This is a genomic window from Actinoalloteichus hymeniacidonis, from assembly GCF_014203365.1.
GTDB lineage: Bacteria > Actinomycetota > Actinomycetes > Mycobacteriales > Pseudonocardiaceae > Actinoalloteichus_A > Actinoalloteichus_A hymeniacidonis.
In genome coordinates, this window is sequence record NZ_JACHIS010000001.1 from 316,624 (window position 1) to 331,950 (window position 15,327).

At 67.1% G+C, this 15,327-nt stretch carries 15 protein-coding genes and 3 tRNA genes; 12 read left to right on the top strand and 6 right to left on the bottom strand.

The genetic code is table 11. The features are described from left to right. Window positions 1-7 precede the first annotated feature (7 nt). Together kynU and BKA25_RS01490 are read right to left on the bottom strand one after the other, a co-directional pair. The gene (gene kynU, locus BKA25_RS01485) at window positions 8-1,243 is read right to left on the bottom strand and encodes a kynureninase (protein WP_069852731.1); all 1,236 of its coding nucleotides are present in this window, start codon (window positions 1,241-1,243) and stop codon (window positions 8-10) included. Beyond that, window positions 1,236-2,063 carry a tryptophan 2,3-dioxygenase gene (locus BKA25_RS01490; RefSeq protein ID WP_069852729.1) on the bottom strand — a complete coding sequence of 276 codons (828 nt, stop codon included), beginning with the start codon at window positions 2,061-2,063 and terminating at the stop codon, window positions 1,236-1,238. The genes kynU and BKA25_RS01490 overlap by 8 nt, the downstream gene beginning before the upstream one ends. Before the next feature lie 209 nt (window positions 2,064-2,272). Between BKA25_RS01490 and BKA25_RS01495 the strand changes: the two genes are divergently transcribed. After that, window positions 2,273-2,734, top strand: coding sequence for an Lrp/AsnC family transcriptional regulator (locus BKA25_RS01495; protein ID WP_216637767.1), 462 nt, complete (start codon window positions 2,273-2,275; stop codon window positions 2,732-2,734). A gap of 47 nt (window positions 2,735-2,781) precedes the next feature. Here BKA25_RS01495 and BKA25_RS01500 read toward each other — a convergent pair whose 3' ends face one another. The 3 genes from BKA25_RS01500 to BKA25_RS01510 form a co-directional block, all read right to left on the bottom strand. Beyond that, a complete protein-coding gene (locus tag BKA25_RS01500) occupies window positions 2,782-3,954 on the bottom strand; it encodes an acyl-CoA dehydrogenase family protein (protein WP_069852727.1) in 1,173 nt (390 codons plus the stop codon). Between the two features lie 215 nt (window positions 3,955-4,169). Then, window positions 4,170-4,559, bottom strand: coding sequence for a DUF3870 domain-containing protein (locus tag BKA25_RS01505; protein ID WP_069852726.1), 390 nt, complete (start codon window positions 4,557-4,559; stop codon window positions 4,170-4,172). A 237-nt stretch (window positions 4,560-4,796) separates the two neighbouring features. Continuing rightward, window positions 4,797-5,195: a YybH family protein gene (locus BKA25_RS01510; RefSeq protein ID WP_236750407.1), complete on the bottom strand. Its 399-nt coding sequence runs from the start codon at window positions 5,193-5,195 to the stop codon at window positions 4,797-4,799. 87 nt (window positions 5,196-5,282) lie between these two features. Between BKA25_RS01510 and BKA25_RS01515 the strand changes: the two genes are divergently transcribed. Further along, entirely contained in the window at window positions 5,283-5,612 is a 330-nt protein-coding gene (locus BKA25_RS01515) for a winged helix-turn-helix transcriptional regulator (protein WP_236750406.1), read from the top strand. Window positions 5,613-5,986: 374 nt separating this feature from the next. Further along, the gene (locus BKA25_RS01520; RefSeq protein ID WP_069852722.1) at window positions 5,987-6,958 is read left to right on the top strand and encodes an LCP family protein; all 972 of its coding nucleotides are present in this window, start codon (window positions 5,987-5,989) and stop codon (window positions 6,956-6,958) included. A 169-nt stretch (window positions 6,959-7,127) separates the two neighbouring features. Here BKA25_RS01520 and BKA25_RS01525 read toward each other — a convergent pair whose 3' ends face one another. Next, window positions 7,128-7,466, bottom strand: a complete 339-nt coding sequence (locus BKA25_RS01525) for a hypothetical protein (RefSeq protein WP_236750405.1) — start codon at window positions 7,464-7,466, stop codon at window positions 7,128-7,130. A 703-nt stretch (window positions 7,467-8,169) separates the two neighbouring features. Between BKA25_RS01525 and BKA25_RS01530 the strand changes: the two genes are divergently transcribed. The 9 genes from BKA25_RS01530 (at window position 8,170) to BKA25_RS01570 (ending at window position 15,306) form a co-directional block, all read left to right on the top strand. Then, window positions 8,170-8,409, top strand: coding sequence for a hypothetical protein (locus BKA25_RS01530; RefSeq protein ID WP_069852719.1), 240 nt, complete (start codon window positions 8,170-8,172; stop codon window positions 8,407-8,409). A 521-nt stretch (window positions 8,410-8,930) separates the two neighbouring features. Further along, window positions 8,931-9,003 (top strand) — tRNA-Glu (locus tag BKA25_RS01535). 24 nt (window positions 9,004-9,027) lie between these two features. Beyond that, window positions 9,028-9,101, top strand: a tRNA-Asp gene (locus BKA25_RS01540). A gap of 34 nt (window positions 9,102-9,135) precedes the next feature. Next, window positions 9,136-9,212, top strand: a tRNA-Phe gene (locus tag BKA25_RS01545). A gap of 818 nt (window positions 9,213-10,030) precedes the next feature. Beyond that, window positions 10,031-11,548 (top strand): sugar transferase, encoded by a 1,518-nt coding sequence (locus BKA25_RS01550; RefSeq protein WP_311734444.1) that lies wholly within the window; start codon window positions 10,031-10,033, stop codon window positions 11,546-11,548. After that, window positions 11,545-12,801 (top strand): class I SAM-dependent methyltransferase, encoded by a 1,257-nt coding sequence (locus BKA25_RS01555; RefSeq protein ID WP_157421462.1) that lies wholly within the window; start codon window positions 11,545-11,547, stop codon window positions 12,799-12,801. Before BKA25_RS01550 ends, BKA25_RS01555 begins: the two co-directional genes overlap by 4 nt. After that, window positions 12,798-13,622 (top strand): glycosyltransferase family protein, encoded by an 825-nt coding sequence (locus BKA25_RS01560; protein WP_069852716.1) that lies wholly within the window; start codon window positions 12,798-12,800, stop codon window positions 13,620-13,622. Before BKA25_RS01555 ends, BKA25_RS01560 begins: the two co-directional genes overlap by 4 nt. Then, window positions 13,622-14,281 carry a PIG-L deacetylase family protein gene (locus BKA25_RS01565; protein WP_069852714.1) on the top strand — a complete coding sequence of 220 codons (660 nt, stop codon included), beginning with the start codon at window positions 13,622-13,624 and terminating at the stop codon, window positions 14,279-14,281. Before BKA25_RS01560 ends, BKA25_RS01565 begins: the two co-directional genes overlap by 1 nt. Further along, complete coding sequence (locus BKA25_RS01570) at window positions 14,269-15,306, top strand: NAD-dependent epimerase/dehydratase family protein (protein ID WP_069852712.1); 1,038 nt, start codon at window positions 14,269-14,271, stop codon at window positions 15,304-15,306. The genes BKA25_RS01565 and BKA25_RS01570 overlap by 13 nt, the downstream gene beginning before the upstream one ends. Window positions 15,307-15,327 lie beyond the last annotated feature (21 nt).

Here is a 15,327-nt window from a genome sequence, read left to right on the forward strand (position 1 = left end):
CGTCGCCTCAGTGGTGTGGCCGCCGGGACACCTCGGCCAACACCTGAGCCGCCCGCAGCACCTCGGCGAATCCGACATACAACGGGGCGAACCCGAACCGCAGAACATCCGGTGGTCGGTGATCCCCGACGACCTGGTGTCGGGCGAGCAGGGGCACCAACTCGGCGGCATCCGAGGCGGTCAGGGACACCTGGCTGCCCCGATCGTCGTCGCGGGGGGTGAGACAGCCGAAGCGACCCGGTTCCACGAGGGCGTCGACGCAGTCCAGGAAGAAGTCGGTAAGGGCCAGGCTCTTGGCTCGCACCTGCGTTATCTCGACGCCCTCCCAGACCGTCAGCGCGGCCTCCAAGGCCAGCAGCGAGAGGATCTCGGGGGTGCCGCCCCTGGCCCGGACGATGCCCGACGCCGGGCGGTACTCCGCCTCCATCGCGAACGGCTCCGCATGCGAGGACCAGCCGGGCAGCGGCTGCTCCAACCGGTCCTGCAACTCCGACCGCACGTAGAGGTAGGCAGGCGCTCCCGGTCCGCCGTTGAGGAACTTGTACCCGCAGCCCACCGCGAGGTCCACGCCGTGCCGGTCGAGGTCGATCGGCATCGCACCCGCACTGTGCGAGAGGTCCCACACCACCCTGGCCCCCGCGTGGTGGGCCCGTGCGGTGATCTCGGGCAGATCCCAGAGTCGGCCGGTGCGGTAATCGACGTGATTGGCCAGCACCACGGCGGTGTGCGCGTCGAAGGCGTCCGACTCGGTCAGCAGTCGTCGTCGGATGGAGGCGCCGAGTAGTCGGGCGGCGGAGGCCGCGAGATAGCCGTCGGTGGGGAAGGTCGTGTCGTCGACGACGATCTCGGTGCGTCCGGGATCGTCGGCATTGGCCAACCGCCAGGCCGAGACGACCGCGCGGAACACGTTGACGCTGGTGGAATCGCCCACCACCACCTGGCCCTCGGCCGCACCCAGCAACGGCGCGATCAAATCCCCGACCCGTTGCGGTGCCCGCCACCAATCGGCGTCCCACCACGAGGAGATGAGCCCCCGGCCCCACTCCTGATCGAGCAATGCATCGATACGCGGTCGGACCGCGGTCGGCAGCGCACCGAGCGAGTTGCCGTCCAGATAGACGAGGCCATCGGGAAGGGTGAATCGGTCGCGAACGGCGGCCAGCGGATCGGCTGCGTCGGCCTGCCGTGCCCTGGCGGTCAACGCGGCGAGGTCGGAACTCGTCGTGCCATCCAGATCAGCCATCGGTTCGCACCGTCCACAGCTCGGGGAACACCAACCGCGCAGCGCGACGCTCCAGCCAGGTGACACCGGCCGAACCACCGGTGCCCGGCTTGCTGCCCATCGCACGTCGGGTCGCCATCAGGTGATCGGAGCGCCATCGCCAGAACCCCTCGGCGATGTCGGTGAGCACCTCGCCGAGTTCGATCAGCTCCCGATCGTCTCCGTTGTACACCCGCCGCCACAGCTGCTCGATCGCCGGATCCGCCGGATGGCTGTGGGTTCGATCGCGTTCCCTGGTGGGCTGGGGCAGCGGTGCGCTCTTGCGCTGCACGAAGTCCACGGCGGCGTCGTGGAGACTCGGCGCCAGCAATGCCTCGGTCAGCTCGGCATGGGCCCTCGGTGTGCCCTCGTGCGGTTTGAGCATGTTCGCCGACTTCTCGCCGAGCAGGAACTCCAGCTCCCGGTACCGCGCGGACTGGAAGCCGGAACCCTTGCCAAGGGCGGGGCGGTAGGAGTCGAACTGCGCCGGAGTCAGCCGCGCGATCGGCTGCCAGGCGGCGTTGAGCGCCGAGAGCGTCGGCAGACTGCGACGCAACGCCGTCATCGCGCCCGGCAGGTCGTCCTCGGCGAGTAGCCGCACGGCGGTCCGCCACTCGTGGATCAGCAGCGTGAACCAGAGTTCCATCACCTGACTGCTGATCAAGAATGCCAGCTCGGCCGGATCATCGGTTCTCGGGCGGGCCAGCCGGGTCAGCGCATCGGCTCTGATGTAGTCGTCGTAGGGCGTACTCGTGTCGAATACGCAATGAGGCTCGGTGGTCGGGTCTGGGGATGCCTCCATGGTCGAAACACCTCCCGGCAGGTCGGCTCGGCAACTGTTGTCGATCCTGCCGGTTGTCCTGGGCCATCGGAATGGTCGATGGCCTGCGATCTCCCTGTCCGATTTGGAATTCGTCAGCGATCGGCCGGTTCCGCTTTACGATCGTGAGAACGTCGGCCGGACGGCCCACAGCAAGATCATTCTTTGGTTCGAGACACGGGGGCTCGCCGATGGAGCTGGACGATCTGGACTGGGAACTGCTGCACCACCTGCAGGCCGACGCCCGCATCTCGTTCAACGAATTGGCCAGGCAGGTCGGAGTCTCGGCGCCGACCGTCGCCACCAGGGTTCGGCGACTCGAGGAGGCGGCGGTGATCACCGGTTACCGCGCCGAGGTCGACCCGCCGCGCGCGGGCCTCGGCGTGCAGGCACTGGTGCAGATGAAGTGCTACGGACCCCGGTGCATCACCCTGCGTCCCGAGCAGATCAGCGATTGGCCCGAGGTGCGGGGCGTCCTGCGCATCACCGGTGACATCTGCTCCCTGGTGCACGTGGTCACCCGCGATATCGCCGCATTGGAACGACTGCTGGAACGGCTCTGGGAGTACGGCGAGACCGCCAGCACGATGATCCTGTCCTGGCCGATTCCGATGCGGGGCATCAGCAGACCACCCGACCCGCAACAGCGTTGAGCTGCGGGACCGACGTAGGCACACGTCGACCCCGCAGCCGACGAGACTCAGCGGAAGGCCGGGATACCGGTGACCGCCGCGCCAAGGGACAACGCGTGCATCTCCTCGGTGCCCTCGTAGGTCACCACCGTCTCCAGGTTGGCCGCATGCCGCATCACGGGGTACTCGCCGGTGATGCCGTTCGCCCCGAGGACACCGCGCGCGGTGCGGGCCACCGTCAACGCCTCCGAGACGTTGGCGAGCTTGCCGAAGCTGACCTGGGTGTGGTGCAGCGTGCCAGAGTCCTTGAGCCTGCCCAGGTGCAGAGCGACCAGCGCGGCGCGATCCGAGGCCACCAGCATGTCGGCGAGCTTGCGTTGGGTGAGCTGGAACGCGGCGATCGGCTTGCCGAACTGTTCGCGGGTGAGGCTGTAGTCCAGCGCGGCCTGGTAGCAGGCGCGCGCGGCTCCCGCCGCACCCCAGGCGATTCCGTACCTGGCCTCGTTCAGGCAGCTCAACGGGCCCCGCAGCCCGATCACCTCGGGGAACACCGCGTCGGCGGGCAGCCGGAGTCCCTCGAAGACCAGCTCTGCGGTCACCGAGGCCCGTAGCGACAACTTCCCGTGCACCTCGTTGGCGGTGAAGCCGGGGGTGTCGGTCGGCACCACGAAGCCCCGGATGCCCTCCTCGGTGCCTGCCCAGACCACCGCGACATCGGCCAGGGTTCCGTTGGTGATCCACATCTTGCTGCCGTCGAGTACCCAGTCCGAGCCGTCCCGGCGGGCCCTGGTTCGCATCGAACCGGGATCGGATCCCGCATCGGACTCGGTCAACCCGAAGCAGCCGATCGCCTCCCCTGCGGCCATCCGGGGCAACCAGGTCTGCTTCTGCTCCTCGGATCCCCAGTTGTGAATGGCGAACATCGCCAACGAGCCCTGCACCGAGACGAAACTGCGCAACCCGGAGTCCACGGCCTCCAGCTCGCGGCAGGCCAAGCCGTAGGCGGTCGCACTCGCCCCGGTGCAGCCGTAGCCGCTCAGGTGCATGCCGAGCAGCCCGAGTTCGCCGAACTCCTTGGCGAGCTCGATCGGCAGCCGTCCGCTCTCGTACCACTGGGCCACATTCGGGGTGAGGCGATCGGCCGCGAAGCGTCGCACCAGGTCGCGCACGTCGCGCTCCTCGTCGGTGAGCTGCCCATCGACATCGAGGAAGTCACGGGGATCTGGGGTGGACTTGCTCATCGGCACTCCGTCTCGGTTGTCGTTCCGCCCGGTTATCGGCGTTGTCGTCCCTTGCCCGACCGGGTAGTCGGGAAGGTGGTCAGCGGGTGGTGCGGTCTGCGAGGGTTTCGGGGGCGGTGCGGCGGCTGCGGCCCTGTACCGCATCGGGCCGGGCACGTGGATCCGGGAGCAGCTCGGCGGGGGCGGCCCGAGCCCGACGTCTCCGCCGGACCCCGTCAGTCGCCGTCATCGCCGGGGCGCTCGGCTGCCGCCGCGAGGTGGACGCAGTTCTCCAAACAGCGTTTCAACGCTGTGAGCAGCGCGGGGCCGGACTGGCCGTGGTAGCGATCGCGCACCGTGTCGAGGATGCCCGCCGGGTCGGCGAACAGCGATCGGTTCTCGACCAGGGCGCGGAAGAACTCGGTGCCGAGCCCGGTGAGCAGGGTGGTGTCGGCGGCCGCGATCCGGCCGGTTCGGCGATCGACGACTAGGACGACCCCGATGCGCTCGTACTGCGAGTGGCCGGCCACGCTGTCGGGCAACCTGGCGTACCCGGAGGTCAAGAACAGGTCGTCGCCATCGGCCAGCGCCTGCCGCAGTCGATCGGACAGTCGTTGCTCGGACATGCACCCTCCCCAACACGTATCGGCCCGTCTCGGTGATCACTGTCCGATAGTGATCCTCGACGGGCTCGGGTGCTGGGGGACTCCCGCCACAGTCGGGTTCGAGGCGCGACACGTCCGAGACCGACGGCGAGAGGGCAGCCGAGGCCAGGATGCCTGCCTCGGCGCCTCGTCGTCAATCACCCGCCGACCCCGGAGCCCGACGGTCTACGGGGCGGCTGGAGGGGCGTGTGTGGTCGGTCAGGCCGTGCCGAAGGGGTTGTCGATCACATAGCGCCAGCGGCCGTCCTCGCCGCGCCGGGCGACATCGGTGGCGGTTCCCTCGACACGGACCTCGGAACCGTCGGCGTCGGTGCCCTCGATGACCCAGTCGACGATGAGCAGCGCGAGGTCGTCGACCTCGTAGACGTGCCTCGGGGTCAGCCTGATCGGGAGCCCGAGGTCCAGCAGCCGTTGATTGCCTGCCGCTCGCTGTGCGCCGCTCGCCGGGGCGCCGGGTTGCGCGATGAGGACGGCATTCGGTTCGTACACCGCCTCGACCGCCTCGGATCGGCCGGAGTTGAAAGCCGAGGCGAAGACGAAGGGATGCTCGCCTGCGGACTCGGTCAGTCGCACAATGGGGTTCTGATGAATGCTCACCACAGCAGCTCAACCGCTCGCGACGAAGGTCACCAAACGGAAACCCGCGTCTGGGACGCCGAGCTGGTGCCGGACGAGTCCGGGCGGGTGACCGAGCCCGTCGACGACTGCCCGGTGGAGATCGCCTTGGCGGCCATCAGCGGGCGGTGGACCACCCTGGTCCTTCGGGAGCTGCTGCACGGCGAGAGGTCCTTCGGCGAACTGCGGGCCGCGCTGCCACGGTTGGGCGCCAAGGTGCTGACCGAGCGGCTCACCGAGGCCGTCCGGCGAGACCTGGTGGAGCGCGAGGTCCATCGAGCCTTCCCGGTGCGGGTGACCTACCGCCTCACCCCGGCCGGTCGCGCGCTGCGGCCGTTGCTGATCTCGTTGTATCGCACCGGCACCGAGCTGGCCGCGTTGGCGAGCCCGAACCGCTGACCGGTGAAGATCGCGGGCGCCGGCCGATCCAGCCGTGCCGGATCCTCGTATTCGACCAACGGAGGAGCCTGGTGATCGACAGCCTTCGGCGATGAGAGGCAACCTGATAGGAAAAGATGCGTCTTGTTATCTAGGGAGTCTCCGCTGGGGACTTCTCCGCCGAAATCGACCGACGGATGCGAAAACGCATGAGTGGCAGATGGGACGGCAGGCCCGAGCCGGGCAGACGACCACGGGTGGATCGCACTGCGATGATGCCCGAGGTCAACCCTCGGCAAGCGCCTTATGGAGCACGACAGGCACCACCACACCAGCAGCAACCGCACTATCAGGGCGGTGGGCGTCCACCTGCTCCGGGGCAGGGTGGCGCACGGATGACCAGGCCACGCAAGAAACCCAGGTGGGGACGTCGAATCGGTGTCTTCCTCCTCGTCATTCTGTTGGCGATGGGCGGATTGGTGTTCTGGATCGACTCCCAGCTGACCCGTGAGGAAGCCCTCGTCGACTACCCGGGCAGGCCCGAGGCGGCCGAGGGCACCAATTGGTTGATCGTGGGCTCCGACAGTCGTGAGGGACTGGACGAGGGCCAGCAGGCGGACCTCGCGACCGGACAGGCTGCGGGCAGGCGTACCGACACGATCATGCTGCTGCACATCCCGGACAACGATGTGGCGCCGACGCTGCTCAGTCTGCCGAGAGACTCGTTCCTTCCCATCGAGGGATACGAGCCGAACCGGATCAACGCCGCATTCTCCTTCGGCGGGCCGCAATTGCTGACCCGTACCGTCGAGACGGCCACCGGGCTGCGCATCGACCACTACGCGGAGGTCGGCTTCGACGGCTTCGCGGGCATCGTGGAATCCGTCGGCGGGGTGGAGATGTGCCTCGACGAGCCGATCAACGACCCGTTGGCGGGTATCGACCTGCAAGCGGGTTGCCAGGAGCTCGATGGCGCACAGGCCCTCGGTTACGTTCGGACCCGGGCCAGCGCGCTCGGCGACCTCGACCGGGTCGAGCGGCAGCGCGAGTTCCTGTCGGCCCTGATGCAGAAGGCGACCAGCGCGGGCGTGCTGGCCAATCCCTTCAACAGCATCCCGCTCGCCCTGGACACCGCCGAGTTGGCGATCGTCAACGAGGACGACCACATCTGGAACCTCGGTGGGTTGGCCTTCGCGATGCGGGCCTTCGTCGGCGGGGAGGGCGTGACCACCACCGTGCCCTTCGGCGGCTTCGGCGACGAGCGGGGGATGTCCGTCGTCTACTGGGATGAGGCCAAGAGCCAGGAACTGTTCAGTGCCCTGGCCGAGGACCGACCGGTGCCCCCCGAGCTGATCGTCACCGAGTAGACCGGTCCGCTCGATGAGAAGTCGATAGCGACAGCAAGAAGGCCGTCACCAACTGTGGTGACGGCCTTCGGCATTCTCGGGGAGGAAACGGCGGGGGAGCCGTGGTGCGGCTGATCGGGGCCGACGATCTTCGGGGGTGCCGGGACCCGATCGGAGTGGAACCGGTCGGTCAGAGACTGCCCTGGAGGGTCGCCTGGGGGGCGGCCGGGATCCAGCGCTGTTGCTGCTGTCGGGCTTCCCAGTTGAGCCGCTGCAGCATCCACTCCTGCATCAGCTCGCGAGGGGAGGTCTCCAACTCCTCGGCGAGGCTCTGCAACTGCTCGCCTGCGCCCATCGGGAGACGCAGCTGGAAGACCTGGGAGTTGAAGCGGTTGCCGGTCGCGGTGGTCTCGAGATCGCTCTCGGGCGCGAGGGCGGCCAGGTAGGACTCCAGCTCGTTGTCCTGTGGTGCGGCGGTTTCCTCGGCCTGGGGGCGGTGTCGAGCGTTCTTGCTACGTCCAAAAGCCACGGCGGACACGATAACGAAATGGTTGCGGGTAAGCGTCGAGATGTGATGGCGACCACAGGGAACGATCCAGGAGGCCCGTTGTGTCGTTCCCATCGGGTTTGATCGACCGGACGCCGCGCGCGAATCGGCCCCGAAAAGGGAGAAGCCCCCGCGCCAGGGGGAGGAGCGCGGGGGCTGGAGGGGGGAATCTCCACAGTTGCTGACTGGGGGTGTGTCAGCAACGAGATTCTTGCACGGCCTACGGGGCGATGGCACCCACTTCGCCGAACTTTCGTTACCTTTTGTTTATCCCTGAGACCCGCATTGCTGTCGGGTCGAGCCGTCCCCGAGTCCACCGCAGTCGGCCGTCGTCCAACCCGCGGCTTCGTTTCGCCAGGTTGGAGACGCCCGTCACCTTCCGGTCTCGGCATGAGCCGGACCGCCGGTCGACGGATACACAGTGGACGGATCCGACCACGTTTGCGAGCGCTTCGAGTTGATCTCCCGGGCGTGTCGCAGCGCGGCTCGCTCGGGTCGTCAAGCGCTTCGATTCGCCGTTCTCGGTCATCACGCTCGCGGCGAAGATGCCGATCTTCAGAGCGAACTCGTTGGCGATCTTTGCTACTCAGCGTAGTGGTTCATCTCGGTTGAATCACTCTGCGGGGGGCTGCGAGGGTCTGAACAGACAGATAATCTGCGGCCGAAGCCGAGTCGGGGAGGCACCATGAACGGGTCGCTTGACGTGCGAAAGTTCTTGTGGCAGACCGAAGATCAATTCGACCGGACGACTCCAGCGGTGCCTACGCAGCGCAACGGAGAGTCACCGCGAATCTCCGAGGCTCAGGTGCATCGGGCCCGTGTTGCGGTGGCCAGAGGTGCGCACGGCGTCGAGGACTGCCGGATGCTGTTGGACATGCTCGGGCTGGTTCCCGACGAGGACGGCGTCCCGCCGGTGCGGCGCTGATCTCTCATCGGTGATTCATCGGCGTCCCGGCCGGTATGCCATTGCCGCCCGGGTGCCGAAGTCCATCGCTGTCGATCACGGGTCGTGATCGAGTTCTGACGGTGAGCTCGCATTCCGGCGGTCGGGGGCCGATCCACCCGGTCCCACGAAAGCTGTGTTGGCGGGTTCTCGGGCCGCTCACCTGCAACGGAACGTCGATGCGGGGCGGGGTCGGCGGTGTTGGACGGCACTACCGGACGAGAGTGACGAGGGCCACTATGGATTGGTTGGCCCGAGTTTCCCGTTCGTCGGTTCGGCGCAGGATGCCTGGCAATCGGTTCAAATCGGCGTTTGCGAGTCGTTGACCTGCGAATATGTGGCGCGCGACCCGCTGTTTCCCTCCGGTGGCGCGAGCGGGCCCTGTGGGGCGAAACCCCCTTTGACCACCCGCTTTGTCATCTGTCGATGATGTGTTCTAAGCTATCGTCGCTCCCAACGAACACCAGTTGGAAGCGAGGTCGGGTCGGACCCGAAACGGCCACGCTCCCATCGTCTAGCGGCCTAGGACTCCGCCCTTTCAAGGCGGCAGCGCGGGTTCGAATCCCGTTGGGAGCACGCAGTACACTAGGCCAGAACATTGGCCCCGTGGCGCAGTTGGTTAGCGCGCCGCCCTGTCACGGCGGAGGTCGCGGGTTCGAGTCCCGTCGGGGTCGCAACAGCAAACGGCTGGTTCAGTCGGGAGCGAACGGCCAGGTAGCTCAGTTGGTACGAGCGTCCGCCTGAAAAGCGGAAGGTCGCCGGTTCGATCCCGGCCCTGGCCACCAAATGGTGCTCCGCGCAGTCAAGCCCCTACCCGTTTCGGGTGGGGGCTTTTCCGTTTATTCCGGTGACGGCAGCCGGTGCCCGGTTGGGCCGTCGAGTAGGCCGAAGCGGTGACCACGTGACGGGGCGGAACCCCGGCGACGAGACCGTGGTCGAGAAAGCAGCGCGGACTCCGATCCCCGACCGGTCATGGCTCGTTCGGTGGCGGTGCAATCCCCAGCATGTTCCACGTCTTGAAACGCGGTGGTTCTCGCCCGAGGAACGAGCCATATTCGGACTAGTCCGGCTGGCCCAATGCGATACGGTGCTATTCAGACTGCTTTGCGAAGCGCCCAATCGATTCCTTGACTAGCTCAACATATCAATGCCGTAACGCCTCGCCGTGTCGCATCGGATTTCCTTGCTCACCGATAGTCGATCACGGGAACGCAATTTCGCATTTACTCATTCGAGTGCCGCAGGCGAAGCCGGGTCGAATCGCGTTATTTGATCGCGCAACGTGACTAAAGTCGCTGAATAGTGTGATCCTTTTCGCGCCCAATGGATTAGTGCGCTTCTGGGTCCGCGCTCAGCCCTGCGGTGCCGTTGGATGTTTCACTGCCTTCACAGCGCAGAGTCTGAGGAAGACAGGGATTCCCACACCGGTGATGACGACCCGCGCGGGGGCGGGTCAGCATTCACAGCCGGGCCCAGGCCAACCGCTGGTGCTCTGGAGTCGGAAAGCAGCACCCGACTCCGACGGCAGTCACTCGGCAGGCGTTTCACGCCGTAGTCCGTCGATGTGTTCGACCCTCGCGAACAGAAACGGGTGAGAAGCCAGGTGAATGACAGACAGGCGGTGCACATCGTCCCGAGCGAGCCGCGCCTCGACGTCGTCCCCACGGTCCTTCGAGCGTCCACCGATGCATGGCAGCGCAGGCACCGCCGCCATGTCATCCTCGCCGACCATCTGACCACGCTGTCCGTCGTCACCGTCGCAGCCGTGACAATGCTGCGCAGTGGCTCCACGGCGGCGGTCGCGCCCGGCTGGAACGCCGCGGCGTTGGTCCTCTCCGCCGTCATCACGGCGGCCTGTGTGCTGGGAGCGTTGTTCGTCTCCCATGCGTGGGATCCCCGCGGCCTCGGCCACGGCGCCGAGGAGTACCGCCGGGTCGGGCGGGCGCTGCTCTCCACGATGGTGTTCCTGGCTCTGATCGGTTTCGCGTGGCAGCTCACCGTGCTGCGCCCCTGGATCTTCGTCGTCGTTCCGTTGATCGGACTGACGGCGCTGCCCGTTCGCTATGTCATCCGACAGGCGCTGCATCGCCGTCGGCGTGCCGGGCAATGCCTGCTACCGGTGCTCGCCGCAGGGGGTGTCGAGACCTTGCGCGAGCTGATCGCCAGAACGCGACGCGAACCGCACAGCGGCTGGCGGATCGACGGTGTGTGCATCACCAGGGACAGCTGGTCCGGACTGATGGCCTGGGAACGCGGTGAGATCGACGGCGTCCCGGTCGTCGGCACCATCGATGAACTCGCCGAGCTCGTCGGTGCGGGTGGCTACCGCGTGGTCGCACTCGCGCCCGATCCCTATTGGACACCGGGACGGATCCAACGTCTTGCCTGGCAGCTGGAGGGCAGCGACGCGGAGATGGTCGTCGCCCCGATGCTGCTCGAGGTCACCGGGCCCCGACTCAATGTCGCTCCGGTGTTCGGACTGCCGTTGCTCTGGGTCAGCCAGCCGACCTTCACCGGGGTGAAGCGGGTGGTCAAGGACTGCGTCGACCGGATCGTCGCGGTGTTGCTGCTGCTGTTGGCCGCGCCGTTGTTCCTGGTCATCGCGGTGTTGATCCGCATCGACAGCGGTGGACCAATCCTGTACCGCCAACGGCGCGTCGGTCGAGAGGGCCGGATATTCACGATGATCAAATTCCGTTCGATGGTCCAGGGCGCGCATCGGCTGCGTGCCGGGATGGACCCTGGCGACGACCAGGGCGCGGGGCCGATGTTCAAGATGCGCCGTGATCCGAGGATCACCAAGGTCGGGGCGGTGCTGCGGCGCTACTCGATCGACGAGCTTCCCCAACTGTTCAACGTGGTCACCGGCTCGATGTCGTTGGTAGGGCCGCGCCCACCGCTGCCGGAGGAGGTCGAGCACTACGACCCGGCCGCGCGCCGCCGGTTGTTGGTGAAGCCGGGGCTCACCGGGCTGTGGCAGGTCAGCGGTCGAAGCGACCTGTCCTGGGAGGAGTCGGTCCGGCTCGACCTGCGTTATGTGGAGAACTGGTCGCTCGCCCTGGACTTCGTGATCCTGTGGAAGACCGTCTGGGCCGTGGTCCGGGGCCAGGGGGCGTACTGATGAACTGCCGACTGTGTGGCCGGACCGAGCTGGTCAGCATGCTGGACCTCGGCGCGACGCCGCCCTGTGAACGATTCCTGACGGCGGCCGAACTGGACCGACCGGAACCGAGCTATCCGCTGCACCTCCGGGTGTGCTCGGCCTGCCTGCTCGTGCAGCTGCCCGCGCTGATCACTCCCGAGGACACCTTCTCCGAGTACGCGTACTTCTCGTCCTACTCCACCTCCTGGGTGGCGCACGCCGAACGCTTCGTCGCCGACGCCGTCGACCGCTTGCAGCTGGGATCGGATTCCTACCTGGTCGAGGTGGCGAGCAACGATGGCTACCTGCTCTCCCACGTCGTCGACCGGGGTATCCGCTGTCTCGGTATCGAGCCGTCGGCCAACGTCGGCGCCGCGGCCAGGGACCGGGGCGTTCCCACCCATACCGCCTTCCTAGACGCGGCCTCGGGCGCCCGATTGCGCGCCGAGCACGGGCCTGCCGACCTGGTGGTCGCCAACAACGTCTACGCGCATGTGCCCGATCTCGTCGGCTTCACCTCGGGGCTGCGGGCGCTGGTCGCCGACGACGGCTGGATCAGCATCGAGGTCCAACACCTGCTCAGCCTGGTGCGGCACCGACAGTTCGACACGGTCTACCACGAGCATTTCCAGTACTACACGGTTCGATCGGCGCAACTGGCCCTGGCCACCGGCGGGCTGGCGGTCGTCGACGTCGAGACCTTGCCGACCCACGGCGGCTCGATCCGACTCTGGGCGCGCCCCGCCGAGGTGGCAGGCGAGCCATCGGCCCGGATGCTGGCGGTGCTGGCGGCCGAGAGTGAGGCCGGGATGCACGATCTCGCCGGACATACCGGATTCGGCGCCGCCGCCAGTGCCCTGCGCCTGGAACTGCTCGAGTTCCTGCTCGACGCTGCGAGGTCGGGGCGCACCGTCGTCGGTTACGGCGCACCCGGCAAGGGGAACACCCTGTTGAACTATTGCGGAATCCGCCCCGATCTCCTGCGCTATACCGTCGATCGGAATCCGTACAAGCACGGCCGATTCACGCCGGGCACCCGAATTCCCATTCTGGCTCCGGAGCAGCTCGCCATCGACCGGCCCGATTACGTCCTGGTACTGCCCTGGAACCTGCGGACCGAGTTGACCGAGGCACTCGGCTATATCGGCGACTGGGGCGGTCGACTCGTCTTCCCCATCCCGCAACTCGACGTGGTGGATCCGACCCCCCGACCGGTGAGGAGCTCGCGGTGAAGGTCGTGTTGTTCTGTGGCGGCTACGGAATGCGCATGCGCAATGGGACCGCCGATGATCTGCCGAAACCGATGCACACGGTCGGTCCGCGCCCGTTGCTATGGCATGTCATGCGGTATTACGCGCACTTCGGGCACACCGAGTTCATTCTCTGCCTCGGTTACGGGGCCCAACACATCAAGAATTTCTTCCTCAACTACGCGGAGACCGATTCGAACGACTTCGTGCTGCGCGACGGCACGGTTCGGCTGCGGTCGACCGACATCAGCGGATGGAGCATCGAGTTCGTCCACACCGGGCTTGATTCGAGCATCGGGGAACGGCTGCGTCGCGTCCGGCACCTGTTGACCGACGAGGAGGTCTTCTTGGCCAACTACGCCGACGTGCTCACCGACGCCCCGCTCGACGACCTCGTCGGCCGCTTCGAGTCGTCCTGCGCCGCTGCGGCGATGCTGGTCGTCCCGCCGCAGTCGTCCTTCCACTGCGTCGAGCTGGGCGCGCGGAGCATGGTCAGTGCGATCAGCCCGGTGAGCAACCTGCCGATCTGGGAGAACGGCGGCTACTTCGTGCTCACCCAGGAGATCTTCGCGCGGCTGCCCGAGGGCGGGGACCTGGTTGACGACGCCTGCGGTGAACTGGCCAAACGCGGCGAGTTGTTCGCCTACCCCTATCGGGGTTTCTGGCAGCCGGCCGACACCGCCAAGGAACGGGCGGCCCTGGAGGCGAGCTACTTCACCGGCGACCGGCCCTGGATGCTGTGGGAAGGCGCGCAGACCGGCACACCGGCCGGGCAACGGGCATCGGTGGGGATCGAACGCTGATGTGGGGACCACGACTGACCGGCCTCCGCGAGCTGACCGTCCTCGGTGCGCACTGCGACGACATCGCCATCGGCGCCGGTGGCACGCTGCTGCGCCTCTGCCAGGCAAATCCCGGACTGCGGATCACCGCGCTGGTGTTCACCGGAGCAGACACCGCGCGGGAGATCGAGGAGAAGGCCGCGCTGGCGGACTTCTGTCCCGGTGCACGGCTCGACCTGCGCGTGCTCGCCCTACCGGACGGCCGGTTGCCCGAGCACTGGAAGACGGTCAAGGACGAACTCGAAGCTCTGCGCACCGATTGCGAACCGGATGTGGTGATCGCTCCGGCGCCGCATGATCAGCATCAGGATCACCGCACGATCGCCGAACTCGTTCCGACGGTCTTCCGAGGACCGCAACTGCTGGGTTACGAGATCCTCAAGTGGGATGCCGATCTGGCTCAGCCTGCGGTCTTCCTGCCGATCTCGGCCGCCGTGGCCACGCGGAAGGCCGAGCTGTTGATGCGGCACTACCCCTCGCAACACGACCGAACCTGGTTTCGCCAGGAGACCTTCCTCGCCCTGGCCTCGGTGCGTGGCGTGCAGAGCAGAAGCACCTACGCCGAGGCCTTCTTCACGAACAAGATCGTTGTGGAGGGAATCGACTCATGCGAGTTCTAGTCACCGGTCACCTCGGCTATCTGGGCGGCGTCCTCGTCCCGGTGTTGATGGGTGCGGGCCACGAGATCGTCGGAATGGATTCGGGTCTGTTCGCCGACTGCCTGCTCGGGCCTGCCGTGGCGGATCCGGGCGGATACCGCATCGACATCCGCGATGCCACCGAGGAGCACTTCAGAGGGGTGGATGCCGTGGTCCACCTGGCCGCGCTGTCCAACGACCCGCTCGGCCACCTGGCGCCGGAGATGACCTACGAGATCAACCACCATGCCTCGGTGCGGTTGGCCGCGCTGGCCAAGGCCGCCGGGGTACGCCGATTCCTCTATGCCTCGACCTGCTCGGTGTACGGCGCCGCAGGCGACGAGCTGGTCAACGAGGAAGCCGCCTTGCGGCCGGTCACCCCCTACGCCGAGAGCAAGGTGCGTGTCGAGGACGACCTGCGCGAACTGGCCGATGACCATTTCAGTCCGGTGTTCCTGCGCAACGCCACCGCCTTCGGCGCCTCGCCTCGGCAGCGCGTCGACATCGTGCTGAACAACCTGGTCGGCTACGCGATGCTCACCGGCCAGGTGCGGGTGCTCTCGGACGGCACTCCGTGGCGGCCCCTGGTACACGTTCGCGACATCGCCGCCGCGTTCCTCGCCGCGCTGCAAGCGCCTCGACACGCCGTGCACTCCGCGGCCTTCAATGTCGGGCTGGCCACCAACAACCTGACCGTCGCCCAGATCGCCGAGGCAGTGGTGGCGACGATTCCGGGCTCCAGTCTGCTGATCACCGGCGAGAACGGCGCGGATCCTCGCTCGTACCGGGTCGATTTCAGCCGGATTCGGGACCGGATCCCCGCCTTCGCACCTCGCTGGTCGGTCGGAGACGGCGCAGAAGAGCTGCATGCCACCTATTCCGCCTATGGGCTGACCTCGGCCGACTTCCACGAGCGGTTCACCCGGCTGGCCTGGCTCACCGGGCTGCGCGACAGGGGCCGCCTCGCCGAGGACCTCCGGCCCGCCAAGCTCGCCTCGGTCCGATGAACGGCCTATCGGGCGAATCGA